This is a genomic window from Thalassobaculum litoreum DSM 18839, from assembly GCF_900102465.1.
Taxonomy (GTDB): Bacteria; Pseudomonadota; Alphaproteobacteria; order Thalassobaculales; family Thalassobaculaceae; genus Thalassobaculum; species Thalassobaculum litoreum.
Map to the genome: position 1 here is coordinate 40,799 of NZ_FNBW01000012.1, position 23,726 is coordinate 64,524.

Genomic DNA, 23,726 nt, shown 5'->3' on the forward strand with positions numbered 1-23,726 from the left:
GAAAAAGAAAACGGCCCGGGGATGGGATCCGCCGGGCCGTTATCCGTGTCGTGTCCGAGTGCCCTGACGGGCCGCTCCGTTACTGGAGGCGGGTCGGGATCTCCTCGATGGCGCCGGCGACCAGCTTCTTCTGGGTCGCGGCGTCCATGTTGTCCTCGATCAGGCGCCGGGTAGCGGCGACGGCAAGGTCAACCATCTGCGCCCGCACTTCCTGAAGCGCCTTGGCCTCGGCGGCCTGGATCTTCTCCATGGCGACCTGCTCGCGCCGGGCGAGAGACTGCTCCAGCTTCGCCTCGGCCTCCTCGCGCAACCGCACCGATTCGGTCTTGGCGTGCTCCAGGATGGCCTCGGCCTCCTGCAGGGCGTCGCGCTGGCGGCGCTGGTAATCCGCCTTGGCGGCCTGGGCCTCCTCGCGAAGCGCCTGGGCCTCGTCGAGCTTGCGCTTGATCTCCTCGGCCCGCTTGTCGAGGCCGGCGACGATCGGGCGCCAGCCCTTCCAATAGGCCAGGGCCAGGAACAGGACGAAGGAGACGGCAACCCAGAATGTCGGATCGCTGAACATCAGGCGCCTCCCTGCATCGCGGCTTCAACCGCCTTGCCGACCTTGGCGTCGCTCACCTTGATGCCGGTCAGCTTCACCGTCGCCTCGGCGGCGGCTTCGCTGGCCACGGACTTCAGGCTCTCCAGAGCCTCGGTCCGCTGCTCGGCGATACGGGCCTCGGCGGCCTTGGTGGTCTCGGCGGTCTTCTTCGCCGCCTCGGCCTCGGCCGTGGCGTGGGAGGCCGCGATCTCGTCCATGGCCTTGCGCACAAGGGCATGGGCCTCGGACCGGGCGTCGGCGACAGCCTTCTCGTACTCGGCCTTCACCGCTTCCGCCTCGCCGCGCAGGCGGTCGGCGGTCTCGATGTCGTCCTCGATCCGCTCCTGCCGCTCTTCCAGCACGTCGGAGATGCGCGGAATCGCGACCTTCGACATGATGACGTAGAGCAGGATAAAGCTGACGATCAGCCAGAAGATCTGGGTCGGGTAGGTCGTGGCGTCGAGCTGCGGCAGGCCGCCGCCTCCGCCACCCTGGGCGTCCGTCGCCGCCCAGGACGGCACGGCTGCAGCCGCCATGGCGGCTGCGAGGCCGATGCGCCGAGACCAGCGGGTCACGCTGTTGGCGATCATGTCGTCATCCTCCTGACGGGGGTCGAGGGTGCCAGCCGGACAGCGGGCACCCGAACCGGATCAGGTGAACAGGATGAGGAACGCGATCAGCAGCGCGAACAGCGCAACGGCTTCCGTCAGGGCGAAGCCCAGAATGCCGATGCCGAAGACTTCGCCGCGGGCCGCCGGGTTACGGGCGATCGAAGCGATCAGGGTCGAGAAGATGTTGCCGATACCGACACCGACACCCATCAGGGCGATGACGGCAAGACCGGCTCCGATCATCTTGGCGGCTTCGAGTTCCATGGGTCTTATCCTTCCGTTCGTTGGGAGGTTAGAGTCAGGGTTGATGTCTCGCGACGGGACCGATCAATGCAGATGGATCGCGTCGTAGAGATAGATGCAGGTCAGGATCGTGAATACGTAGGCCTGCAGCACGGCGACGAGGATCTCGAAGCCGGTCAGCGCGACCAGGACCAGCAGCGGCGCCACGCCGAACACCCCGAGGGCGACGACGAAGCCGCCGAACACCTTCATCATGGTGTGGCCGGCCATCATGTTCGCGAACAGTCGCACCGACAGGCTGACCGGGCGCGACAGGTAGGACAGGATCTCGATCGGGATCAGCAGCGGGGCCATGTAGACCGGCGCGCCCGACGGGAAGAAGAACGTGAAGAAGTGGAAGCCGTGCTTGATCAGCGCGACGATCGTGATCGCCACGAAGATCGTGATCGCCATGGCGAAGGTCACGATGATCTGGCTGGTGAAGGTGTAGCTGTACGGAATCATGCCCAGCAGATTGCCGACCAGGATGAACATGAACAGCGAGAAGATGAACGGGAAGTACGGCCGGCCTTCCGGACCGACATTCTCGCGCACCATGTTGGCGATGAACTCGTAGGACAGCTCCGCCAGCGACTGGATCCGCGTCGGGACCAGGTGACGGCCGCTCATCGACTGGGTCAGGAACACGCCGACCACGAAGGTCGCCAGGATCATGAACAGAGCCGAGTTGGTGAAGGAGATGTCCATGCCCGCGACATGGAGCTCCGGGCCAATGGTCTTGATCTGGAATTGTTCGACCGGAGACGCCACCTTCTACCCCTCTTTGTTTCCGCCGTCCGGCGATTCGCCGTCCGCTTGCTTCGACCCTGTCGGGCCAATCCCGTCCGCGTCCTTGGTGTAGCCCACCGAGAGACCCTGGCCGGTTGCCGCACGGTAGACGTTCATCATCCCGCCCGCGGCGCCAAGAAAGAAGAACACGATCAACATCCAGGGGGTAGTCCCCAGCCATTGATCGAGCCCGTATCCAATTGCCGCCCCCACCACGACGCCGGCTACCATCTCGACGCCGACGCGGAAGGCAACACCGATCGCGCTGTTGGGAAGACCCGGCTCCAGATCCTTGTTCAGCGACCCTTTCCCGCCGCCTCGCGCCCGCTTGACGCGGTCGGCAAGGCTGCTGAGCGAAGGAGGGGAGTTCTTGTCGTCCATTCCCCAGACCCGGAAGAGCGGGCTCCGCTAACGGTTGATCCGGACCCCGGCGCACCCATGGACGCGACGAATCCCGTGCTTGCCGGACCCCCAGCGAAGCGGCGCCACCATACGCAGGGGCCTTTGGGGTGTCAAGGCTGCGACCGCACTGCGAAAAGCCGGGCAAGCGTTTGATTATAAATAAAAAATATTGCGGCGGTTTTCAGCCGGCGTCGCGCAGCCTCTCGGCGCGGGCCAGATCGACGGAGACGAGCTGGCTGACACCGCGTTCCGCCATGGTGACGCCGAACAGCCGGTCCATGCGCGCCATGGTCATCCGGTGGTGGGTGATGATCAGGAACCGGGTGCCGGTCTCCTTCACGATGTCCTGCAGCAGCGCGCAGAACCGGTCGACGTTGGTGTCGTCCAGCGGCGCGTCCACCTCGTCCAGCACGCAGATCGGCGAGGGGTTGGTCAGGAACACCGCGAAGACCAGGGCGGCCGCCGTCAGGGCCTGCTCGCCGCCGGACAGCAGCGACAGGTGCTGCATCTTCTTGCCCGGCGGGCTGGCCATGATCTCCAGCCCGGCCTCCAGGGGATCCTCCGCCTCGGTCAGCTTCAGATGCGCCTCGCCGCCGCCGAACAGCCGCCGGAACAGGGTCTGGAAGTGGCCGTTCACCAGGTTGAAGGCGGCCAGCAGGCGCTCGCGGCCCTCCTTGTTCAGCGCGGCGATGGCGCTGCGCAGCCGCTGGATGGCGCCGATCAGGTCGTCGCGCTCGCGCTCCATGCCCTCGATCTGCTCGGTCAGTTCCTCCAGCTCGGTCTCGGCCCGCAGGTTGACGGGGCCCAAGGCCTCGCGCTCGCCGGACAGCCGGTCCAGGCTGCGCTGGGTCTGCTCGGCGTCGGGCAGGGGGGCTTCCGGATCGATGCCGGCCTTGGTCAGGATCTCGTCCGGCGCGCAGTCCAGCCGCTCCTGGATCCGCTCGCGCTCGACGCGCAGGGTCTGGTTGATCTGCTCGAGCTGGGATTCGGCGCGGATCAGCGACTCGCGCGCCTCGCCGGCGGCGCGGTCGGCCTCGCGGGCGACCCGGTCCAGCTCGGTCTGCCGGCTCTCGGCGGAGACCAGGGCATCGGCCGCCTGCCGGCGCTTCGCCTCCGCCGCCTCGATCAGGGCCACGACCTTCTCGCGTTCCGCCGCGATCTCCTGCGGCCGCGAGGCGAGGCGGGCGATCTCCGCCTCCTCGCCCTGGCGGCGCGTATCGAGATCGGACAGGCGGGTGTCGGCCCGCTCGCGCCGCTGCTCCCAGGACTTGATCTCGCCTTCGGTGGCCGAGAGGCGGGTGCGGCGGGATTCGGCCTCGCGCACCAACCGGTCGTGTTCGGTACGGGCTTCAACCAGCTCGGCGCGGCGCTCGGACAGGGCGGCGCGCAGCCGGGAGGAGTCCGCGCGCAGGGCCTCCACATCCGGCAGGGTCTTCAGCTCTTCCGCCGCCTGACCCTGGGCGGTGACCGCCTCCTCGCGCTCGCCGGCGAGCCGGGCGGCTCCATCGTCCAGGGCGGCGAGCTTGGTGTCGACGGCGGCGACCCGGGATTCGATCTCGGCGGCGGCGGATTTCGCCTTGGACAGGGCGTCGGAGGCCGCGTTGCGGGCGCGCCGCGCGGCCTCCACCGCGTCCTCGGCTTCGGCCAGCCGCGCCGCCGCGTGTTCGGCCTCCGAGCGGGCCACGTCCAGGGCGCCGCGGCGGTCGGCGAGCTGCCGGTCGAGCTCGGCCAGACGGTTGCGCCTTTCCAGGCGGATGGCGGCGGCACTCGGCGCGCCCGGGGTCTGCACGAACCCGTCCCAGCGCCACATGCCGCCCTCTTTGGTGACGATGCGCATGCCGGCCGCGAGGGCCGGCTGGGCTGCGGCCGCGGCGGCCGGATCGGCGGCGATGCCGGTGCGGGCGAGGCGGGCGGCCAGCGCGGCGGGAGCCGTCACCTTCGGGGCCAGGGGCTCGACGCCGGCCGGCCACTCGGCCCCGCCCGCATCCGCACCCTCGCGCCAGCCGCCGGCGGTCGGCGGGGCCTCTGCGTCGAGGGCGGGCGCCTCCAGATCGTCGCCCAGCGCCGCACCCAGGGCGGTCTCATAGCCCGGGGCGACGGTGACCGCATCGACCATGGGCGCGGCCTCGCTCTTGGCCTGCATCAGCAGGCGGCGCAGGCCGGTCGCCTCGGTCTCCAGCTCCGACACGGCCGCGTCCATTTCCCGGGCGGCGGCACGGGCGGTCTTCTCCGCCTCCTGGGCGTCGTCGCGTGCCTCCTGGGCCGCGGGAATGCCGGCGTCGGCGGCGTCCGCCGCGGCAGCGGCCTCGGTGACGGTCTGTTCGGCGGCGGTGCGCTCGGCTTCCGGCACGGCCTGTCGAATAAGCTCGGCCCGGCGCTCGGCCAGGTCGGCCTGCTGACGGTCCAGCCGGGAGATCCGCTCTTCGGCCTGGCGCAACTGGCGTTCCAGGGCGGCGCGGCGGGCGTCGGCGACCGCGATCTCCTCGGTCGTCTTGTGGACCGCCTCCTCGGCCTCCTCGGCGTCGCGGTTGGCCTGGGTCAGGGCGGCACCGCTCGCCTCCTGGGCCTCCGCCTCGCCCTCGCCGGCGGCGATCAGTTCGTCGCGCTCGCCGGTCAGCCGGGCGAGGGCGGTCGCCGCCTCCTCCACCAGCGTCTTCTCGCGGGTCACGTCGTCGGCGATCTGGCGCAGACGGGTCTCGGCCTCGCTGCGGGCGGTGGCGATCCGGCGTTCCTCGGCGTCCAGCTCGCTGCGGGTGACGGTCAGGTGCTGCAGCTCGGCCGAGGCCTCCGCCTCCCTCTGGCGCAGACCGGGCAGGCTGGCGGCGGAATCGGTCTGGGCGGCGCTGGCGGCGGCGGCCTCCTGGGTCAGCGCCGTCACCTTGTCGCGGGCGGCGGCCAGGGCGGCACCGGCCTTGCGCCGTTCCTCCATGGTGTGGGTCCAGCGGGCGTGCAGCACGATGGATTCGGCCTGACGGATCTTCTCGCTCAGCTCGCGATAGCGCTGGGCCTGCCGCGCCTGACGCCGGAGGGCGGCGCGCTGGCCTTCCAGCGCCTTCAGCACGTCGTCCAGCCGTTCCAGGTTCTGTTCGGCCGCCCGCAGCCGCAGTTCCGCCTCGTGCCGCCGGGTATGCAGGCCGCGGATGTTCGCCGCCTCCTCCAGCAGGGCGCGGCGGTCCGACGCCTTGGCCTGCACGATGCTGCCGATCTTGCCCTGGCTGACCAGGCCGGCGGAGCGCGCGCCGGTGGCGGCGTCGGCGAACAGGAGCTGGACGTCGCGGGCGCGGACGTCCTTACCGTTCACCCGGTAGTGGGAGCCCTTCTCGCGCTCGATCCGGCGCACCACCTCCAGCTCGTCGGCCGAATTGAACTGGGCAGGCGCCCGGCGGTCGTCATTGGCGACGTACAGCCCGACCTCGGCCATGTTGCGGGCCGGGCGCTGTTCGGTGCCGCCGAAGATCACGTCCTCCATGCCGCCACCGCGCATCTGCTTGGCGGAGGTCTCGCCCATGACCCAGCGCAGCGCCTCGACAAGGTTGGACTTGCCGCAGCCGTTCGGCCCCACCACACCGGTAAGCCCTTCCTCGATGAGCAGCTCGGTCGGCTCGACGAAGGACTTGAACCCGGTCAGACGCAGTTTGCTGAAATGCACCGTGGTGGGTCTCCGAAAGAGAGGTTAGGCCAGCTTGCCCTCGATCACCGTCTGGAAGGTCTCGAAGGGCTCCGCGCCGCGGATCACCTCGTCGCCGATCACGAAGGTCGGCGTGGAGTTGACGTCGTAGGTCTTCTGCGCGGCGATCCGGCCGTTCAGGATCGAATCGAGCAGGGCGTCGTCGGTCATGTAGGCGTCCGCCGTCTCCGCGGAGATGCCGGCGAGCCGGCCGATCTTCTTCAGCGCGTCGATCGGGTTCTCCGCCCGGGTCCAGGACGACTGCTGCTTGAACAGCATGTCGATCAGAGCGAAATACGGCTTACCGTCGATCGCCCGGGCCATGGCGGAGGCGCGCAGGGCGTACTGGTCGAGCGGGAAATCGCGCATCTCGAACTTCAGCTTGCCGGTGTCGACATAGGTCTCGACGATCGGCTTGTAGCTCTTGGCATGGAACGTCGCGCAATGCGGACAGGTGAGCGAGGAATACTCGATCATGGTCAGCGGTGCGTCGGGATCGCCGAGCACCCGCGGCTGCGACGCCGCGTCCAGATCCACCTCGACCGCCGCGTGGGCGAACGACGGGACCATCGCCGTCCCGACCAGACCCCCAGCCAGACCAAGTATCCCAAGATTTAGTGTTCTGCGATGCATGTTCCGCTCCCGGACACCAGATGTTGATGACAATACGCCGAGTCCCCTCGACGCGGCAAGTTTCCCGATTAGGGTTGGATTGCGGCCATTTTCCGGCCCTCCTTCACGTCCCGTCGGCCGGTCCGGCCGGGGCGCGGGCGCTCACCGCCTCGCCCAGGGCCCGCAGCCGGTCCCGCAGTTCCGGATCGTGCACGCCGACCACCCGATCCAGGATGGCGGTTTTCTCGCGTTCCGCCAGGGGGCGCAAGGCCGGGCGCCGCGATTTCGGCGGCTTCGGCAGCAGCCCCTGCCGGATGGTCATCCGCGCCACCGCGGCCCAGCCGAAATGTCCGTTCACCCGCTCGATGATCTGTGGTGCCAGGTGCTGGATTTCCAACGCGCTGCCGGGCAGGGCGACGATCTTCAATGTGGCGCCCTCGCGCCTGCCGCGCGGAAAGTTGAGCGACTCGGGGGCGCAGCACCGGGCCAGGTCGGCCCCGACGATCTGCGCCCAGTCGCGCGGAATCCGTCCCTCCACGAAGCCGCGCTTGCGGAACAGCGGATCGGTCAGGCCCGGCGCCAGATAGGACAGGGCGCGCAGGCCGCCGCGGCGCACCTTCGCCGCTCCGTCCGTCTTGTTCGGCGCGGTGTTGTCCGGCGCGGCTTTGTCCGGCGCCGTCTTGTCGTTCGCCATCGCGACCCTCCTGTCCGGCGCGATTTCTGCACGCGTCATCCATACATATGGCGCGGTCGCCGTCACACGCTATCTTCTCCGGCGATGACACGCACCGCCGCTCAGATCTCCTCGCCCGACCTCGCCCGCCGCCTGCTCGCCTGGTACGACCGGCACCGCCGCCGCCTGCCGTGGCGGGCCGAGCCGGGCGAACTGGCCGACCCGTACCGGGTCTGGCTCAGCGAGATCATGCTGCAGCAGACCACGGTGGCGACGGTCGGTCCCTATTTCCAACGCTTCACATCGCGATGGCCGTCGGTCAAGGCGCTCGCGGCGGCCGATCTGGACGAGGTGCTGACCGAATGGGCCGGGCTCGGCTACTACGCCCGGGCGCGCAACCTGCACCGCTGCGCCGGCGTGGTGGCCATGGAACACGGGGGCCGATTTCCCGACACCGAGACGGGGCTGAAGACCCTGCCGGGGGTCGGCGACTACACTGCCGCCGCAGTCGCCGCCATCGCCTTCGGCCGGCCGGCGACGATCCTGGACGGCAATGTGGAGCGGGTGATCGCCCGCCTGCGCCTGGTCACCGACCCGCTGCCCGGCGCCAAGCCCAAGCTGAAGGCGCTGGCGGCGCAGATCACCCCGACGGAGCGGGCCGGCGACTATGCCCAGGCGATCATGGATCTGGGGGCCACCGTCTGCACCCCGCGCAAGCCGAAATGCCTGACCTGTCCCTGGTCGGACGCCTGCGCCGCACGGGTGGAGGGCGTGGCGGAAGACCTGCCGGCCAAGACCCCGAAGAAGGCCAAGCCGACCCGGCGCGGCACCTGTTTCTTCCTGGTCGATGCCGATGGCGCGATCCTGCTGCGCCGCCGGGTGGAAAGCGGGCTGCTCGGCGGGATGCAGGAGGTGCCCTCCTCTCCCTGGATCGAGGGGGCGGAGACCGTGGCGGTGTCGGACCATGCCCCGCTGTCCGGCGTGACGTGGCGGCAACTGCCGGGGATGGTGCGGCACACCTTCACCCATTTCCATCTGGAGCTGACGGTGCTGGCCGGCCGGGTCGAGACCGGGCCGCAGGTCGCGGATGCCCGCTGGTGGCCGGTCGACCGGCTGGGCGAGGCGGCCCTGCCCACCGTCATGGCCAAGGTCGTGCGCCACGCGATGGGGCATCTGACCTAGTGCCTTTCCCGATCACCCGTGATCTGGAAAGGCTCGCACTCTATTGAAGATAGAGCAGAGTCACGCGAGCAGATGATTCCATCTGATCGCGATCTGCTCTAGGTCCGGACCGCCCCGTCCTCGTGCGCCTCCAGCTCGAAGGCGGCGGCCATCAGCGCCTTGGTGTAGTCGCGCTTGGGGGCGTCCATCACCTGGTCGGTGGGGCCGTGCTCGACCACCTTGCCGTCGCGCATCACATAGACCCGGTGCGACATGGCGCGCACCACCTTCAGGTCGTGGCTGATGAACAGATAGGCCAGCCCGTGCTTCTCCTGCAGGTCGCGCAGCAGCTCGACGATCTGCGCCTGCACGCTCATGTCGAGGGCCGAGGTCGGCTCGTCCAGCACCACCAGCTTCGGGCGCAGCACCATGGCGCGGGCGATGGAGATGCGCTGGCGCTGGCCGCCGGAGAACTCGTGCGGATAGCGGTCGCGCAGGGCGGGGTCGAGCCCGACTTCGCGCAGCACCTCGTCGATCCGCCGATCCCTGTCCTCCTCGCTCTTCAGGCCGAGTTCGGAGAGGTCGTGCACGCCCATCCCCTCGCCGACGATCTCGGCGATGGAGAGCCGCGGCGACAGGCTGCCATAGGGATCCTGGAAGACGATCTGCATGTCCCGGCGCAGGGCGCGCAGCTCGCGCTTGCCCATGCCCTGGACCTCGCGGCCGAGGAAGGTGATCCGGCCGGTGCAGGCCGTCAGCCGGAGGATCGCCATGGCCAGGGTGGTCTTGCCGGAGCCGGATTCGCCGACGATCCCGACGGTCTCGCCCTGCTTCACGCCGACGGTGACGCCGTCCACCGCCTTCACGTGGCCGACCGTGCGTTTCAGGAAGCCGCGCTGGATCGGGAACCAGACCCGCACGTCGGAGGCCTGGAGCACGGTCTTCGCCCGCTCCGCGACGGGCTCGGGCGCGCCCTTGGGTTCGGCCGCCAGCAGTTTCCGGGTATAGGGATGCTGGGGGTCGGTGAAGACCCGCTCGGCCGTGCCGTGTTCGACGATCTCGCCGTCGGTCATCACGCAGACCCGGTCGGCCACCTTGCGCACGATGCCCAGGTCGTGGGTGATCAGCAGCACCGCCATGCCGAGTTCCCGGCGCAGCCGGTCGAGCAGGGCCAGGATCTGCGCCTGGATGGTGACGTCCAGTGCCGTGGTCGGCTCGTCGGCGATCAGCAGGTCCGGCTCGTTGGCCAGCGCCATGGCGATCATTACCCGCTGGCGCTGTCCGCCGGAAAGCTGGTGCGGATAGGAGGGGAGCCGGCTTTCCGGATCCTTGATGCCGACCAGATCCAGCAGTTCGAGAATCCGCGCGCGGGCCGCGTCGCCCTTCAGGCCCTTGTGCAGCTCCAGGATCTCGCCGATCTGCTTTTCCACCGTGTGCAGCGGGTTCAGCGAGGTCATGGGCTCCTGGAAGATCATGGCGATCTCGTTGCCGCGGATCCGCATCAGGGTGCGCTCGTCCGCGCCCATCAGCTCCTCGCCCTTCCAGGTGACGCTGGAGGCCTCGCCGTGATGGGCGAGCGGATAGGGCAGCAGCCGGACCGTCGACAGCGCCGTGACCGACTTGCCGGAGCCGGACTCGCCGACGATCGCCAGGGTCTCGCCCTTGGCGATCTCGAACGAGACGCCGCGCACGGCCGGCGCGTTGCGCCCGAAGCTGACCGACAGGTCGCGGACCTGCAGGATCGGGGTGTCGGCCGTCTGGTTCATGGGGCCGCGCTCATGAGGTGAAGGTCTTTCGCGGGTCGAAGGCGTCGCGCACCGCCTCGCCGACGAAGATCAGCAGGCTGAGCATGACGGCCAGCGTGAAGAAGGCGGTGAGGCCGAGCCACGGCGCCTGGAAGTTGTTCTTGCCCTGGCTCAGCAGCTCGCCCAGGGACGGCGAGCCGGGCGGCAGGCCGAATCCCAGGAAGTCGAGGCCGGTCAGCGCGGTGATCGATCCGTTCAGGATGAACGGCAGGAAGGTCAGGGTGGCGACCATGGCGTTGGGCAGCACGTGGCGCACCATGATCACCCGGTCGCTGACCCCGAGCGCGCGGGCGGCGCGCACGAAGTCGAAATTGCGGGCGCGCAGGAACTCCGCGCGGACCACCCCTACCAGACTGGTCCACTGGAACAGCAGCAGCAGGAACAGCAGGGTCCAGAACCCGGGCACGATCAGCGCCGACAGGATGATCAGGATGTAGATGAAGGGCATGCCGCCCCAGATCTCGATGAAGCGCTGGAACAGCAGGTCGATCCAGCCGCCGTAGAAGCCCTGGACCGCGCCGGCGGCGATGCCGATCACCGAGGCGCAGATCGTCAGCGCCACGCCGAACAGCACCGAGATGCGGAAGCCGTAGATCACCCGGGCGACCACGTCGCGGGCCTGGTCGTCGGTGCCGAGCCAGTGCCGGGCGTCCGGCGGGGTCGGGGCCGAACTGCCGAGATCGAGGTCCACCGTGTCGTAGGCGAAGGGGATCACCGGCCAGACCATGAACCCCTTCTCGTTGATCAGCTCGGCGACGAAGGGGTCGCGGTATTCCGCCTCGGTCGGGAAATCGCCGCCGAAGGTGGTCTCGGGATATTCGGCGAAGATCGGCACGTAGAGGCCGCCGTCATAGGCCACGAGCACCGGCTTGTCGTTGGCGATCACCTCGGCGAACAGGCTGAGGACGAACAGGACCAGGAAGATCCAGAGGCTCCAGAACCCCCGCCCGTTGCGCCGGAAGTTCTCCCAGCGCCGCCGGTTCAGCGGCGAGACCCTGAGGCCCAGGACCCGGGGTATCGGACGCGCCGTCTCCTCCGCTGCGCTCATGCCGCCCTCGCCTCGAAATCGATGCGGGGATCGATGATCACGTACATCAGGTCGCCGAGCAGGTTCAGCAGCAGGCCGAGCAGGGTGAAGATGTAGACGGTGGCGAACATCAGCGGATAGTCGCGGCTGAGTGCGGCCTCGAAGCCGAGCAGGCCGAGTCCGTCGAGCGAGAAGATGATCTCGATGAACAGCGCGCCGGTGAACAGGATGCTGACGAAGGCCGACGGGAAGCCGGCGATCACGATCAGCATGGCGTTGCGGAACACATGACCGTAGAGCACCGCCCGTTCCGACAGGCCCTTGGCCTTGGCCGTCATGACGTACTGCTTGTTGATCTCCTCCAGAAAGGAGTTCTTGGTGAGCATGGTCAGGCTGGCGAAGCCGCCGACCACCATGGCGGTGACCGGCAGCACCATGTGCCAGGCGTAGTCGACGGCCTTGCCCCACAGCGATAGCTGCGCCCAGTTGTCGGACACCAGGCCCCGCAGGGGAAACCACTGGAAGTAGCTGCCGCCGGCGAACAGCACGACGAGCAGCACGGCGAACAGGAAGCCGGGGATGGCGTAGCCGACGATCACTACGCCGCTGGTCCAGACGTCGAACGGTGTGCCGTCGCGCACCGCCTTGCGCACCCCCAGCGGGATGGAGATCAGATAAACCAGCAGGGTGGTCCACAGCCCCAGGGAGATCGAGACCGGCATCTTGTCCAGGATCAGCTCGATCACCGATCCGCTCTTGAAGAAGCTCTCGCCGAAATCGAAGGTCGCGTAGCTCACCAGCATCTGGATGAAGCGCTCGTGCAGCGGCTTGTCGAAGCCGAACTGCCGTTCCAGACGCTCGATCAGTTCGGGATCGACGCCGCGTGCGCCGCGGCTGGTGCTGTCGCCGGAGGACTGGGCGGTGTCGCCGCTGTTCGTGCCGGACACCCGGGCCGTGGCGTCGGTGTTCAGTCCCTGCATCTGGGCGATGACCTGATCGATCGGTCCGCCGGGCGCGAACTGAACGATCACGAAGTTCAGCACCATGATCGCGAACAGGGTCGGGATCATCAGCAGCAGGCGCCGGAATATGTAGGCGGTCACGGCGGGGCTCCGTCAGGGACCGGGGTCAGTCGGCCGGGGTCGGTTGGCCGGGCTCGGTTGGCCGGGCTCAGTTGGCATTGCGCTTCCATTTGCGCACCGCCGCGTCCTTCTCGGGATCCACCCACCAGGTATCGGTGAAGCCGGTGGTGAGCGTCGGCTTTGTGTCCGGCCGGCCGAACCGGTTCCAGTAGACGATCTTGTCGGTGCGGCTGTGGAAATGCGGCACCAGGTAGTAGTTCCACAGCAGCACCCGATCGAGCGCCCGGGTCGCGGTGATCAGGGCGTCGCGGTCCTTGGCCGTCACCACCTGGCGCACCAGCGCGTCCACCGCCGGGTCGGCGATGCCGATGATATTGCGTGAGCCCGGCTGGCTGGCGCGCGACGAGCCCCAGAAATCGACCTGCTCGTTGCCCGGCGACAGCGACTGCGGGAACACGCCGATGGTCATGTCGAAGTCGAAGTCGCGCAGCCGGTTCTGGTACTGCACCGGATCGACCGTCCGCACGGTGGCCTTGATCCCCAGGCGCTCCAGGTTCTTGGCGAACGGCAGGGTGAAACGCTCGGAGGCCGCGCTGCCCAGCAGGATCTCGAACTCGAGCGCGGTGCCGTCCGCGTTCTTCATCACCCCGTCCTGGAGGCTCCAGCCGGCCTCGCGCAAAATTTCCAGACCCTCGCGCAGGTTCCCCCGGTTGTTGCCCGACCCGTCGGTCGCCGGGATGTGGAACTCCTCGGTGAAGACCTCCGGAGGGATCTGGTCGCGCAGGGGCTCCAGCAGCTCGAGCTCCGCCTCGCTCGGCAGGCCGGAGGACGCGAGGTCCGTATTGGCGAAATAGCTCTCGGTCCGGGTATAGGCGTCGTAGAGCAGCGCCTTGTTGGTCCACTCGAAATCGAAGGCGAGGTTGACCGCGTGGCGCACGGCCCGGTCGGCGAAGACCGGCCGGCGGATGTTCATCACGAATCCCTGCATTCCGGAGCCGCGCTCGTGCGGCAACTCCTCCTTGACCACCATGCCGGCGTCGCGGGCCGGGAAGTCGTAGGCGGTGGCCCAGCGCTTGGAGGAGTTCTCCTGGCGGAAGTCGAAGGCGCCGGCCTTGAACGCCTCGGTGGCGACGTCGCGGTCGCGGAAATACTCGTAGCGCACTGTGCCCCAATTATAGCGGCCGACCATCACCGGGACGCCGTCGCCCCAATAGTCCTCCACCCGCTCGTAGGTCTCCGACCGGCCGAACTCGAAATCCGCCACCTTGTACGGCCCGGAGCCGAGCGGCGCCTCGCTGAGCGGGGCGGAGAAGTCCCGGTCGGCCCACCAGTGCTTCGGCAGGACGTAGAGTTGGCCGAGAATGACCGGCAGCTCGCGGTTGACCACGCCGTCCTTGAACCTGAACAGCACCCGGCGCTCGGACACCGCCTCGACGGCTTCGACGTCGCCGTAATAGGCGGCGTAGAACGGCGCCCCCTTCTCGACCAGCATGGTGAAGGTCCAGACCACGTCCTCGGCGGTCACCGGTTCGCCGTCATGCCATCTGGCCGCCGGGTTCAGGTTGAACGCCACCCAGCTCCGGTCCTCGGGCATCTCCACGCTCTCGGCGAGCCGGGCGTATTCGCTGGAGGCCTCGTCGAAGGTCGCTTCCAGCAGGGTGTCGTAGATCAGGCCGATGCCGGCCGCCGGGGTGCCGCGGATGATGAACGGGTTGAAGCTGTCGAACGTGCCGCTCGATTCCATCGTCAGCAGGCCGCCGCGCGGCGCGTCGGGATTGACGTAGTCCAGATGTTCGAAGTCCGGCCCGTATTTGAGATCGCCATGGATCGCGATGCCGTGGCGCGGCGCGGCGGTGTAGTCCTGTGCCGCGGCCGGAGGTGCCGACGGTCCGGCGAGGGCGGCAAGGATAGCCAAGGGGATGGCGGCGAAACGGGCAATCGTCATCAATCTGGCTCTCCCGATGGGCAGTGCGTCACCCATCATTAACATCAAGCTCTTGGCGGAAACATGGCAGCTCGACGGATAAAGTCGAGCGCCCGCGTTTCGATTGTCGGGCCGATCAGGCGGAGAGGATGGCGACGGCGGCGGCGTGCAGGGCCGGATCGCGGGCCGCGACGATGCGCGACGTGGAGCCGAGCGTGACCGGGGCGCCGGTCCAGTCGGTCAGCAGGCCGCCGGCGCCGGTCACCACGGCGGCGGGGGCGAGATAGTCGTAGTCGCTGAGGCTGGCCTCGACCACGAGATCGATGGTGCCGAGCGCCAGCAGGCCGAAATTATGACAGTCGCCGCTGAACAGGGTCAGCCCGCAGGCCTCCTTCAGCGCGGCGAAGCGGGGGGCTTCGACGGCGCTGAACATGTCCGGCGAGGTGGCGGTCAGGATCGCCTTGTCCAGCGGCTTGTGGACCGGCTTCATCAGTCCGCCGCCGTTCAGCGTGGTGGCGACCTCCGGTCCGCCGATCCAGCGCTCGTCGAGGATCGGACAGTCGATCACGCCGAGCACCGGCTCGCCCCGGCGCAGCAGGCCGATCAGGGTGCCGAAGGTCGGCCGGCCGGTGATGAAGGCCTTGGTGCCGTCGATCGGGTCGAGCGACCAGACGTATTCGGCGTCCAGATTCTTCGGGCCGAACTCCTCGCCGGCGATGCCGTGATCGGGGAAGCGGTCCTCGATCAGCGCGCGCAGGGCCTTCTCGACGCTGCGGTCGGCGATGGTCACCGGGCTGTCGTCGGCCTTGATGTCCACGACGACGCCGGTACGGAAATAGTCACGGATGATCGGCCGGGCCGCGTCGGCCAGCTCGGCGGCGAAATCCGCCGCCGCCTCGAGGGTGAACCCGCTCATGGTCGGACCCGCGGAAGTCGGGATCAGCCGCCCGACGCCGCCTTGAACTCTTCCTCGGCCTTCTGGATCTCCTCGTCGGACGGCAGTGCCGCCGGGGAGTCGGCCATGCTGCGCAGATAGGCGATCACGTCGGCCCGCTCCGAGGCCTTCTTGAACCCGGCGAAGTTCATCTTGGTGCCGGGCATGTAGTCCTTCGGCTTGTGCAGGAACTTGTTCAGCGAGGAATAGGTCCAGACCGCCGGGTCGGAGAAGTTCTCCATGGCGTCGGAATAGGAGTAGTCGTCGCGGTGAGCCTTGTCGGCCATCACCACGCCGTAGAGGTTCGGACCGACCTTGTTGGCGCCGCCGTTCTCGAAGGTGTGGCAGGCCGCGCACTTCTTCGTCAGGCTCTCGCCCGCGGCGACGTCGGCGCTGGCCAGCATGCCGACGATCGGCTCGACCGGCTCGGGGCCGGCCGGGGCCGCCGTCTGAGACGAGGCGCCCTCGGCGACCTCGACCTTGAAGGCGTTCTCTTCCAGGGTGTTCGGATGGACCAGCGCGTCCGCGATCTTTCCGGTCGCCATCGCCAGCAGTCCCGCGCACAGGATGCCTGCGATGATCTTGTTGCCTTCGAGCGACGTCGCCATGGTGTTCAGCCCTCTTCGTATCCCACCCGGGCCTGCGTCACTGCCGTGCCGGGCCCCGCGAAAACTTGTGCGCGTAACCATAGTGGCGGGCGCCGAAACTGTCGACCATGGGGCCGACGTTTCGGCCTCAGCCGGGTCACGCGGAACACGACTTACCTTATCCCCGCGCGCTTGCGCAACTCCGCGCGATCGGCGTATCACCGCAAGCTCGCGTGGCATATCGCCGCAAACGCGTGTCCGGGGCTTTCCCGGGCCTGCAGAACAGGAGCCTTTGGCCGGCATGAATCCGATTCTCATGATCCCCGCCCGCTTGGCCTCGTCCCGCCTGCCGAACAAGCCGCTGGCCGACATTCACGGCGTTCCCATGATCGTCCAGGTGCTGCGCCGGGCCCAGGAGGCCGATGCCGGTCCCGTCGTCGTCGCCGCCGGCGACCGGGCGATCGCCGATGCCGTGGAAGCGGCCGGCGGCCGGGCGGTGATGACCGATCCGGCCCTGCCCTCGGGCACCGACCGCATCCACCAGGCGCTCGGCATCATCGATCCGGACCGCACCCACGACGTGATCGTCAACATTCAGGGCGACCTGCCGGTGTTGGAGGCCAAGACTGTGCGCGCCACCATCGAGGCGCTGACCCGGATGCCGGACGCCGACTGGGGCACCGCTGCCTGCGCCATCACCGAGGCCGACGATCTCGACCCGGCCAGCGGCGTCAACAAGGTCGCCACCGCCTGGGAGCCGGACGGACTGTTCGGCCGCGCGCTGTATTTCTCCAAGCACCCGGTGCCCTGGGGCGAGGGCGAGGTGTTCCACCATATCGGCCTGTACAGCTACCGCCGCGCCGCGCTCGACCGTTTCGTGACCCTGCCGCCGTCGCCGCTGGAGATCCGCGAGCGCCTGGAGCAGCTCCGCGCCCTGGAGGCCGGTATGCGCATCGAAGTGGCGCGGGTGGAGACCATCCCCCTTGGCGTCGACACCCAGCGCCAGCTCGACCAGGCCCGAGCCCTGCTTGCCCCTTCCGGAGAGTAACGATGACCGACCAGCCGAAAGTCGCCTATCAGGGGCAGCCGGGCGCCTATTCCCACCTCGCCTGCGTGGCGGCGGCCCCGGACCACGAGCCGATGCCCTGCTACAGCTTCGAGGACATGCTGTCGGCGGTGCAGGACGGCACGGCCGACCTCGCCATGGTGCCGGTGGAGAACTCGGTGGCCGGCCGGGTCGCCGACATCCACCACCTGCTGCCCGAGTCCGGCCTGTTCATCATCGGCGAGCATTTCCAGCGGGTGAACCACATGCTGCTGGGCCTCAAGGGCGCGACCCTGGCGGGGTTGAAGGAAGTCCACGCCCACCCGCAGGGGCTGGCCCAGTGCCGCAAGCTGATCCAGCAATATGGCCTGAAGCGCATGCAGCACGCCGACAACGCGGGCGCGGCGCGGGATGTGGCCGAGTGGAACGACCCGTCGATCGCCGCCATTGCCTCGTCGCTGGCGGCCGAGGTCTACGGGCTGGAGATCCTGGCCGACTCGGTGGAGGATTTTGAGCATAACACCACCCGCTTCCTGGTGATGTCCCGCGCGCCCAAGCTGCCGCCGGTGACCACCGACAAGGTGGTGACCACCATCGTCTTCCGGGTCCGCAGCGTGCCGGCGGCCCTGTACAAGGCGCTGGGCGGTTTCGCCACCAATGGCATCAACCTGACCAAGCTGGAAAGCTATCTGGTCGGCGGCTCGTTCGAGGCGGCCCAGTTCTATGTCGATGCCGAGGGCCATCCCGACGAGCGGAACATGGCCCTGGCCCTGGAGGAGCTGAAGTTCTTCTGCCCGCCGGACGCCGTGCGGATCCTGGGCACCTATCCGATGAGCCCGTTCCGCGCCAGCGCGCCCCGGCCCGAGGGGGATTGAGAGCCGGATCCGCCTAATCAGTAACTTGTTCGGTGGTTTGTGGCGGAGGAAGTGTCTATGGCTAGGCCGGATGATGCGGTAAAGTGTTGGTGTAATAGATGCCGTTCTGACACTTATCATCATATTGCGGCTTCTCATGAGACCGTGGTTTCAGGCACGGATCCACGAGGTAGAGATGCTTCTCGTAGATTAATTTATTATGTGGTCGAATGTCTTGGGTGCAAAGATATTCATTTTTTGAAGATTGATATTAGCCCCGAGGATCTTATTTGGTGCAGCAATTCGGAGCACCCCTTCGATAGTCCATATGTTCAGGAAAATTATCCACCCAGAAATATTGCAAGAAGAGTACCGGAATGGATTGATCTTATTGATGTTTCTCTTGCTTCAATGTTGAGGGAATCATATATGGCTTTAAGCATTGGTGCCGTGAGGCTTGCTGCAATGGGCGGGCGGGCTGCTCTTGAGTACATTGCTATAGAAAAATGTGAAGATATGGGAAGTTTCAAAAAAAATGTGAACGAATTAGTAAATGCCGGTTTCTTGGCGAAAAACTTAGAGTCCACGATTCTAAGCGCTTTAGATGTTGGCAGCGCTGCGATTCATCGTGGTTATACCCCGGGTTTAGAATCGATTAATGATGTTTTTTCGATTGTGGAGAACATAGTTGAAAGCGTTTATTTGCTTCCAGAATCCGGTGAGCGATTAAGTTTTACTACTCCAAAAAGGCCAGAGAAGCGTAAAAGCTAGTTAGTCTCGACTTTAGTTTCAGTCCTCCACCGCCGCCAGCCTCGGCGGGGTCGGTGCTGCGTCCGTAATTGCGCTCGGTTGCTCCAGCTCGATTTCCTGAATCCGCTCGCTGCGCTTGGTGACCTTGTCGGTCGAGATGCGGATCTGGCGGATGTCGTCAGTCGCCTGATTGAAATGCCGGTCGAGTTTGCTCACCCGGTCATCAAGCCGGACGATGTCGTCCAGCAATCGGCCGACCTCCGCCTGAATCACATGCGCCTGCTCGCGCATGGAGGCGTCCTTCAGCACCGCGCGCACCGTGTTCAGCGTCGCCATCAGCGTCGTCGGCGAGACGATCCAGACCCGGCGGCGGAAGGCGTCCTGGACCACGGTGGGCAGGTTGGCGTGCAATTCGGCATAGACCGCTTCCGAGGGCAGGAACATCAGCGCCGATTCCGCGGTCTCGCCCGGCACGATGTATTTCTCGGCGATCGCCCGCACATGCACGCCGACCTCCTGGGCCAGACGCCGGCGGGCGGCCACCCGTTCCTCGTCGGTCGCCGCCGCCTGTAGCAGGTGATAGGCCTCCAGCGGGAACTTGGCGTCGATGGCGATGGCGCCGGGCGGGTTCGGCAGGGTCAGCAGGCAGTCGACCCGGCGGTTGCCGCCGACCGTCGCCTGGAAGCTGTAGGCGCTGGGCGGCAGGGCCTGGGTGACCAGATCGTTGAGCTGGATCTCGCCAAATGCGCCGCGGGCCTGCTTGTTCGACAGGATCGCCTGCAGCCCGTCGACCTGGGTCGACAGCTCAGTGATGTTCTTCTGCGCCCGGTCGATGACGGCGAGCCGTTCCTTCAGGTCGCCCATTGTCGTCTCGGTGGATTTCGACGACTTCTCCAGCCCCTCGCCGATCCGCTTGGTCACGTCGGCCAGACGTTCTTCCAGCTTCTTGGCGATCTCGCGTTCCTGGACCTGCAGCGCTTCCGCCATGCGCGCCTGGGCGGCGGACTGGCTTTCGGCGATCTGGGCGAGGCGGCCGGAAAGCTGCTCCTGGCTGGTCGACAGCCGTTCGGTCAGCTCCGCCTGGCGCCGGTCGCGCTCGGCCAGGACCTCTTCCAGGCCGCTACCGGCTCGCTGACGCAGCAGAAGGACGGCCGCGACCCCGAGGACGGCGGCGATCAGGGCGAGGAGAAGAATATCGGTTCCTGTCATGTTCTCACGCTAGCACGCCGACGCCGGGCCGTGCGCGCCGCGCGTGCAAGCCATCGGATTCTTGACGATTTCGCGGAGTTCCCCTAACTCCACCGCATTCCGACACTGGCGAATCGACCGGACATACCGACATGGCGAAGCGGCCGATCATCTGGGCACCCGATCCCGTTCTGAAAACCAAGTGCACGCCGGTGTCGGCGGTGGATGACGAGATCCGCGCCCTGATGGACGACATGCTCGACACCATGTACGCGGCACCGGGCATCGGGCTGGCGGCGCCGCAGGTCGGCGTGACCAAGCGGGTGATCGTGGTCGACGTGTCGGAAAAGGACGAGCCGAACGCCCCGATCTGCCTCGCCAATCCGGAGATCGTCTGGAAGTCCGACGAGACCGCGCCGCACGAGGAGGGCTGCCTGTCGCTACCCGACCTCTATGCCGATGTGGAACGTCCGGTGGCGGTGCAGGTGCGCTATCTCGACCGCGACGGCGCCAGCCAGGAACTGGCGGCCGAGGGCCTGCTGGCGATCTGCCTGCAGCACGAGATCGACCATATCGACGGCATCCTCTTCGTCGATCATCTCTCCGCGTTGAAGCGGAACATGTTCCTCAAGAAGATGGTCAAGGCGAAGAAGACCCGCGCGCGCGAAGAGGCGGCCTGAGCCCGCCATGGCCCGCGCGTCATGACATCGGCGGACACAACGCCCCTGCGCATCGCCTTCATGGGCAGCCCGGATTTCGCGGTCCCCAGCCTGCGGGCCCTGGTCGAGGCCGGCCACGAGGTGGTCTGCGTCCATGCCCAGCCGCCGCGCCCGGCCGGCCGCGGCCAGAAGGAGCGTCTGACCCCGGTGGACGAGGCGGCGATCGAGCTCGGCATCCCGGTGCGCACGCCGCGCAGCCTGCGCGGACCCCAGGAACAGGCGGCGTTCGCCGCCCTGGATCTCGACCTCGCGGTGGTCGCCGCCTACGGGTTGATCCTGCCCAGGGAGATCCTGGACGCGCCGCGGCTCGGCTGCGTCAACGTCCATGCCTCCCTGCTGCCGCGCTGGCGCGGGGCGGCCCCGATCCAGCGCGCGATCCTGGCCGGCGACGCCGAGACCGGCGTCACCATCATGCAGATGGATGTGGGGCTGGACACCGGCGACATGCTGCTGAGCCGGTCGGTGCCGATCACGGCCGAGACCACGGGCCAGAGCCTGCACGACCAGCTCAGCCTGCTGGGTGCGGAGCTGATCGTCCCGGCGGTCGCAGCTCTGGCCCAGGGCGCGCTGGTCGGCACGCCGCAGCCGGAGGAGGGCGTCACCTACGCCAAGAAGCTGGAGCGCGACGAGGGCCGGCTCGACTTCCACCGTCCGGCGGTGGAGCTGGAGCGGCTGGTCCGCGCCTTCGACCCCTGGCCCGGGGCCTTCTTCGAGCACGAGGGCACGCGCATCAAGGTGCTGGCGGCCGAGGCCTTCGATATCGGGGCGATCTCCAACATTCCCGGGACGGTACTGGATCCGGAGCTTACGATCTCCTGCGCCGACGGGGCGTTCCGACCGACCCGGGTGCAGCGGCCGGGCAAGGGGCCGGTGGACGTCCAGGCCTTCCTGCGCGGCTTCCAGATCCCTCCGGGGACGGTCCTGACCGGGTGATGCGGTGCCGCGTTTCAAGCTGACGATCGAGTATGACGGCCGGCCCTATATCGGCTGGCAGCGGCAGGCCGACGGCCCGACCGTTCAGGAATGCCTGGAGGACGCGGTCTTCGCCTTCTCCGGCGAGCGGGTCGAGGTCGCCGGCGCCGGGCGCACCGACAAGGGCGTGCACGCCACCGGCCAGGTCGCCCATATCGAGCTGTCCGGCACCCGGTTCGACGCCGGCACGGTGATGAACGCGATCAACGCCCTGATCCGACCGGAGCCGATCGCCGTGGTGGCGGCCGAGGCGGCGGCGGACGATTTCCACGCCCGGTTCTCGGCCAACGAGCGGCGCTACCGCTACGAGATCCTGAACCGCCGCGCGCCGCCGGCGATCCACCAGGGCAAGGTCTGGCACGTCGCCGTGCCGTTGGACGTGGACGCCATGCACGCCGCCGCCCAGCGCCTGGTCGGGCATCACGACTTCACCAGCTTCCGCGCGACCCAGTGCCAGTCGGCGTCGGCGGAGAAGACGCTGGACCAGCTCGACATCTTCCGCGAGGGCGAGGACCGGATCGTCGCCATCGCCCGGTCGCGCTCCTTCCTGCACCACCAGGTGCGCAACATGGTCGGCACCCTGAAGCTGGTGGGCGAGGGCAAGTGGACCGCGGACCGGGTGTCGGAAGCCCTGGCCGCCCGCCGCCGCGCCGCCGCCGGCCCGACCGCCCCGGCGGACGGGCTCTATCTGACGGGCGTGGGATATCCGGACGAAATCGAAGCCAAACCCCAGGCCGGGCACAAACCTCAAACCCAATAATCGTCATCCCGGGAGACCCCGGACCCGATCCGGGGGCTGCCCGGGACCCAGCCTGCCGCAAATGCTTGAATTACGGTCCCGGCCTCGCCCCGGGACGATCCGGGATGACGGGGGCGTGTTTTCGGGTGAACCGCCTACCCCAGCAGATCCGCCACCGCCTTGCGCAGCACCGCTTCGTCTTGCGGGTTCAGGTTCGGGTTGCCGGCGCGGTGGCCCCAGTCCGATACGATGGGGCGGAACTCGGCATTCGGCATCTGCGCCGTCTCGCGCTCGCTGTCCGACGCGGTGAAGTACAGGTCGGTGGTCGAGGGCATGATGATGCTCTTGGCGGTGATCGCGCCGAGCGCCTTGGCCAGGTCGCCCTTGTGGATCTCGTTGTCGGAGATGTCGGAGCGGTACCAGGTGTCGAGGCTGGCCAGCAGGTCGTCGCCGCTGCGCCGCAGGAAGTTGCCCTCCCAGCTCCGCACCAGCCAGTCCTCCAGGGAGCTGAACCCTGCGCCGCGCCACAGCTCCTCGCGGTAGAAGGTCTGGCTCATCGCCCAGCCGGCATAGACCCGGCCCATGGCGCGCAGCCCGGTCACCGGCCGGTCGCGGAAATGGGTGCCGGCCCAGGCCGCGTCGGCGGTCAGGGTGGCGCGCACCCCTTCCAGGAACACCTTGTTGTGCGGCGAGGTCTTCGCACTCGTGCAGGTCGCGCAGATCCGCTGCACCATCTCCGGGAACAGGCTCCCCCAGTGCAACGCCTGCTGGCCGCCCATGGACCAGCCGTAGATCAGCGCGATGCTGTCGACCCCGAACACCTCCTGCACCAGCCGCTTCTGGGCGTGGATGTTGTCCCAATGGGTGAAGACCGGGAAGCGGCCATGCCCGAACGGTTCCGGCAGGGTGCTCGGGCTGGTCGACAGCCCGTTGGTGAACATGTTGGGGATGACGATGAACCAGTCGGTCGGATCGAGGACCCGACCGGGGCCGATCAGCCATTGGGTATCGTAATGCTGGGCGCCGTAGGAGGTCGGATAGAGCACCAGGTTCGAGCGGTCCGGCGCCAGGGTGCCGTAGGTCTTGTAGGCGAGGCGCAGATTGGGGACGGTCGCCCCGTGCTGCAGCACGGTGGGGCCGAGGTCGTAATAGGCGTAGTCCGGCATGGGGCGCTCCGGGTTCGGACGGGAGCGGCGATTAGATCACGGTTCCCGCTTTGTCCGACAGGTGGGGAAACACCTGGTGATTTTTCAAATATCATCAAAATCGCCAGGTATTCATGGCCGACGGTCCGGGGGCCCCGTTGCCTGCATCAGTCCTTCG

The 23,726-nt window shown here is 67.7% G+C and carries 23 protein-coding genes; 7 read left to right on the forward strand and 16 right to left on the reverse strand.

Annotated features, from left to right (window positions below):
- Nucleotides 1-79: 79 nt before the first annotated feature.
- The 8 genes from atpF to BLS34_RS18250 all read right to left on the reverse strand — a co-directional run bounded on the left by atpF (nucleotide 80) and on the right by BLS34_RS18250 (nucleotide 7,637).
- Nucleotides 80-562 carry a F0F1 ATP synthase subunit B gene (gene atpF / locus BLS34_RS18215; protein WP_028795790.1) on the reverse strand — a complete coding sequence of 161 codons (483 nt, stop codon included), beginning with the start codon at nucleotides 560-562 and terminating at the stop codon, nucleotides 80-82.
- Nucleotides 562-1,170 (reverse strand): F0F1 ATP synthase subunit B family protein, encoded by a 609-nt coding sequence (locus tag BLS34_RS18220; protein ID WP_051245062.1) that lies wholly within the window; start codon nucleotides 1,168-1,170, stop codon nucleotides 562-564. Before BLS34_RS18220 ends, atpF begins: the two co-directional genes overlap by 1 nt.
- Before the next feature lie 60 nt (nucleotides 1,171-1,230).
- Entirely contained in the window at nucleotides 1,231-1,455 is a 225-nt protein-coding gene (locus tag BLS34_RS18225; protein WP_028795788.1) for an ATP synthase subunit C family protein, read from the reverse strand.
- Between the two features lie 63 nt (nucleotides 1,456-1,518).
- Nucleotides 1,519-2,244, reverse strand: coding sequence for a F0F1 ATP synthase subunit A (locus BLS34_RS18230; RefSeq protein WP_028795787.1), 726 nt, complete (start codon nucleotides 2,242-2,244; stop codon nucleotides 1,519-1,521).
- A gap of 3 nt (nucleotides 2,245-2,247) precedes the next feature.
- On the reverse strand, nucleotides 2,248-2,643 hold the full coding sequence (locus BLS34_RS18235; RefSeq protein WP_093152612.1) for an AtpZ/AtpI family protein: 396 nt from the start codon (nucleotides 2,641-2,643) through the stop codon (nucleotides 2,248-2,250).
- 202 nt (nucleotides 2,644-2,845) lie between these two features.
- On the reverse strand, nucleotides 2,846-6,313 hold the full coding sequence (locus BLS34_RS18240; protein WP_093152614.1) for an AAA family ATPase: 3,468 nt from the start codon (nucleotides 6,311-6,313) through the stop codon (nucleotides 2,846-2,848).
- A gap of 24 nt (nucleotides 6,314-6,337) precedes the next feature.
- Nucleotides 6,338-6,901 (reverse strand): thioredoxin domain-containing protein, encoded by a 564-nt coding sequence (locus tag BLS34_RS18245; RefSeq protein ID WP_211228967.1) that lies wholly within the window; start codon nucleotides 6,899-6,901, stop codon nucleotides 6,338-6,340.
- Nucleotides 6,902-7,067: 166 nt separating this feature from the next.
- A complete protein-coding gene (locus BLS34_RS18250) occupies nucleotides 7,068-7,637 on the reverse strand; it encodes a DUF721 domain-containing protein (protein ID WP_175474293.1) in 570 nt (189 codons plus the stop codon).
- 84 nt (nucleotides 7,638-7,721) lie between these two features.
- Between BLS34_RS18250 and mutY the strand changes: the two genes are divergently transcribed.
- On the forward strand, nucleotides 7,722-8,798 hold the full coding sequence (gene mutY / locus BLS34_RS18255) for an A/G-specific adenine glycosylase (RefSeq protein WP_093152619.1): 1,077 nt from the start codon (nucleotides 7,722-7,724) through the stop codon (nucleotides 8,796-8,798).
- A gap of 98 nt (nucleotides 8,799-8,896) precedes the next feature.
- On the opposite strand, the gene BLS34_RS18260 is transcribed toward mutY, so the two are convergent.
- The 6 genes from BLS34_RS18260 to BLS34_RS18285 form a co-directional block, all read right to left on the reverse strand.
- Nucleotides 8,897-10,543 (reverse strand): ABC transporter ATP-binding protein, encoded by a 1,647-nt coding sequence (locus BLS34_RS18260; RefSeq protein WP_093152621.1) that lies wholly within the window; start codon nucleotides 10,541-10,543, stop codon nucleotides 8,897-8,899.
- A 10-nt stretch (nucleotides 10,544-10,553) separates the two neighbouring features.
- Nucleotides 10,554-11,630, reverse strand: coding sequence for an ABC transporter permease (locus BLS34_RS18265; RefSeq protein ID WP_051245059.1), 1,077 nt, complete (start codon nucleotides 11,628-11,630; stop codon nucleotides 10,554-10,556).
- Nucleotides 11,627-12,712, reverse strand: coding sequence for a microcin C ABC transporter permease YejB (locus tag BLS34_RS18270; protein WP_028795780.1), 1,086 nt, complete (start codon nucleotides 12,710-12,712; stop codon nucleotides 11,627-11,629). The genes BLS34_RS18265 and BLS34_RS18270 overlap by 4 nt, the downstream gene beginning before the upstream one ends.
- A 67-nt stretch (nucleotides 12,713-12,779) precedes the next feature.
- Nucleotides 12,780-14,636: an extracellular solute-binding protein gene (locus BLS34_RS18275; protein WP_093152622.1), complete on the reverse strand. Its 1,857-nt coding sequence runs from the start codon at nucleotides 14,634-14,636 to the stop codon at nucleotides 12,780-12,782.
- A gap of 115 nt (nucleotides 14,637-14,751) precedes the next feature.
- Entirely contained in the window at nucleotides 14,752-15,531 is a 780-nt protein-coding gene (locus tag BLS34_RS18280) for an inositol monophosphatase family protein (RefSeq protein ID WP_093152624.1), read from the reverse strand.
- 23 nt (nucleotides 15,532-15,554) lie between these two features.
- Nucleotides 15,555-16,157, reverse strand: a complete 603-nt coding sequence (locus tag BLS34_RS18285; protein WP_028795777.1) for a c-type cytochrome — start codon at nucleotides 16,155-16,157, stop codon at nucleotides 15,555-15,557.
- A gap of 280 nt (nucleotides 16,158-16,437) precedes the next feature.
- Here BLS34_RS18285 and BLS34_RS18290 point away from each other — a divergent pair, with 280 nt between their 5' ends.
- From BLS34_RS18290 to BLS34_RS18300, 3 genes are read left to right on the forward strand one after another with little or no spacing between them, the layout of a single operon-like run.
- The gene (locus BLS34_RS18290; protein ID WP_093152625.1) at nucleotides 16,438-17,184 is read left to right on the forward strand and encodes a 3-deoxy-manno-octulosonate cytidylyltransferase; all 747 of its coding nucleotides are present in this window, start codon (nucleotides 16,438-16,440) and stop codon (nucleotides 17,182-17,184) included.
- Between the two features lie 2 nt (nucleotides 17,185-17,186).
- Entirely contained in the window at nucleotides 17,187-18,056 is an 870-nt protein-coding gene (locus BLS34_RS18295) for a prephenate dehydratase (RefSeq protein ID WP_093152627.1), read from the forward strand.
- A gap of 57 nt (nucleotides 18,057-18,113) precedes the next feature.
- Nucleotides 18,114-18,806, forward strand: a complete 693-nt coding sequence (locus BLS34_RS18300; protein ID WP_093152629.1) for a DUF4145 domain-containing protein — start codon at nucleotides 18,114-18,116, stop codon at nucleotides 18,804-18,806.
- 18 nt (nucleotides 18,807-18,824) lie between these two features.
- Here BLS34_RS18300 and BLS34_RS18305 read toward each other — a convergent pair whose 3' ends face one another.
- On the reverse strand, nucleotides 18,825-19,994 hold the full coding sequence (locus tag BLS34_RS18305) for a DNA recombination protein RmuC (RefSeq protein WP_093152631.1): 1,170 nt from the start codon (nucleotides 19,992-19,994) through the stop codon (nucleotides 18,825-18,827).
- Between the two features lie 131 nt (nucleotides 19,995-20,125).
- Between BLS34_RS18305 and def the strand changes: the two genes are divergently transcribed.
- The 3 genes from def to truA are packed head-to-tail and all read left to right on the forward strand — an operon-like array spanning nucleotide 20,126 to nucleotide 22,424.
- Nucleotides 20,126-20,653, forward strand: a complete 528-nt coding sequence (gene def / locus BLS34_RS18310; RefSeq protein ID WP_093152633.1) for a peptide deformylase — start codon at nucleotides 20,126-20,128, stop codon at nucleotides 20,651-20,653.
- 21 nt (nucleotides 20,654-20,674) lie between these two features.
- A complete protein-coding gene (fmt, locus tag BLS34_RS18315) occupies nucleotides 20,675-21,625 on the forward strand; it encodes a methionyl-tRNA formyltransferase (protein WP_093152635.1) in 951 nt (316 codons plus the stop codon).
- Between the two features lie 4 nt (nucleotides 21,626-21,629).
- Nucleotides 21,630-22,424, forward strand: a complete 795-nt coding sequence (truA, locus tag BLS34_RS18320; RefSeq protein ID WP_093152638.1) for a tRNA pseudouridine(38-40) synthase TruA — start codon at nucleotides 21,630-21,632, stop codon at nucleotides 22,422-22,424.
- A gap of 134 nt (nucleotides 22,425-22,558) precedes the next feature.
- Here the strand turns inward: truA and BLS34_RS18325 are convergent, their stop codons facing one another.
- Nucleotides 22,559-23,569 carry an alpha/beta fold hydrolase gene (locus tag BLS34_RS18325; RefSeq protein ID WP_093152640.1) on the reverse strand — a complete coding sequence of 337 codons (1,011 nt, stop codon included), beginning with the start codon at nucleotides 23,567-23,569 and terminating at the stop codon, nucleotides 22,559-22,561.
- Nucleotides 23,570-23,726: the final 157 nt, after the last annotated feature.

Coding starts and splice junctions, on each gene's coding strand:
- BLS34_RS18225 (WP_028795788.1), bottom strand. CDS start 1,455: ATGGAACTCGAAGCCGCCAAGATGATCGGAGCCGGTCTTGCCGTCATC.
- BLS34_RS18260 (WP_093152621.1), bottom strand. CDS start 10,543: ATGAACCAGACGGCCGACACCCCGATCCTGCAGGTCCGCGACCTGTCG.
- BLS34_RS18285 (WP_028795777.1), bottom strand. CDS start 16,157: ATGGCGACGTCGCTCGAAGGCAACAAGATCATCGCAGGCATCCTGTGC.
- def (WP_093152633.1), top strand. CDS start 20,126: ATGGCGAAGCGGCCGATCATCTGGGCACCCGATCCCGTTCTGAAAACC.
- atpF (WP_028795790.1), bottom strand. CDS start 562: ATGTTCAGCGATCCGACATTCTGGGTTGCCGTCTCCTTCGTCCTGTTC.
- BLS34_RS18290 (WP_093152625.1), top strand. CDS start 16,438: ATGAATCCGATTCTCATGATCCCCGCCCGCTTGGCCTCGTCCCGCCTG.
- BLS34_RS18220 (WP_051245062.1), bottom strand. CDS start 1,170: ATGATCGCCAACAGCGTGACCCGCTGGTCTCGGCGCATCGGCCTCGCA.
- BLS34_RS18305 (WP_093152631.1), bottom strand. CDS start 19,994: ATGACAGGAACCGATATTCTTCTCCTCGCCCTGATCGCCGCCGTCCTC.
- BLS34_RS18280 (WP_093152624.1), bottom strand. CDS start 15,531: ATGAGCGGGTTCACCCTCGAGGCGGCGGCGGATTTCGCCGCCGAGCTG.
- BLS34_RS18300 (WP_093152629.1), top strand. CDS start 18,114: ATGGCTAGGCCGGATGATGCGGTAAAGTGTTGGTGTAATAGATGCCGT.
- BLS34_RS18235 (WP_093152612.1), bottom strand. CDS start 2,643: ATGGACGACAAGAACTCCCCTCCTTCGCTCAGCAGCCTTGCCGACCGC.
- BLS34_RS18245 (WP_211228967.1), bottom strand. CDS start 6,901: ATGGTCCCGTCGTTCGCCCACGCGGCGGTCGAGGTGGATCTGGACGCG.
- fmt (WP_093152635.1), top strand. CDS start 20,675: ATGACATCGGCGGACACAACGCCCCTGCGCATCGCCTTCATGGGCAGC.
- BLS34_RS18295 (WP_093152627.1), top strand. CDS start 17,187: ATGACCGACCAGCCGAAAGTCGCCTATCAGGGGCAGCCGGGCGCCTAT.
- BLS34_RS18325 (WP_093152640.1), bottom strand. CDS start 23,569: ATGCCGGACTACGCCTATTACGACCTCGGCCCCACCGTGCTGCAGCAC.
- BLS34_RS18250 (WP_175474293.1), bottom strand. CDS start 7,637: ATGGCGAACGACAAGACGGCGCCGGACAAAGCCGCGCCGGACAACACC.
- mutY (WP_093152619.1), top strand. CDS start 7,722: ATGACACGCACCGCCGCTCAGATCTCCTCGCCCGACCTCGCCCGCCGC.
- BLS34_RS18275 (WP_093152622.1), bottom strand. CDS start 14,636: ATGACGATTGCCCGTTTCGCCGCCATCCCCTTGGCTATCCTTGCCGCC.
- BLS34_RS18265 (WP_051245059.1), bottom strand. CDS start 11,630: ATGAGCGCAGCGGAGGAGACGGCGCGTCCGATACCCCGGGTCCTGGGC.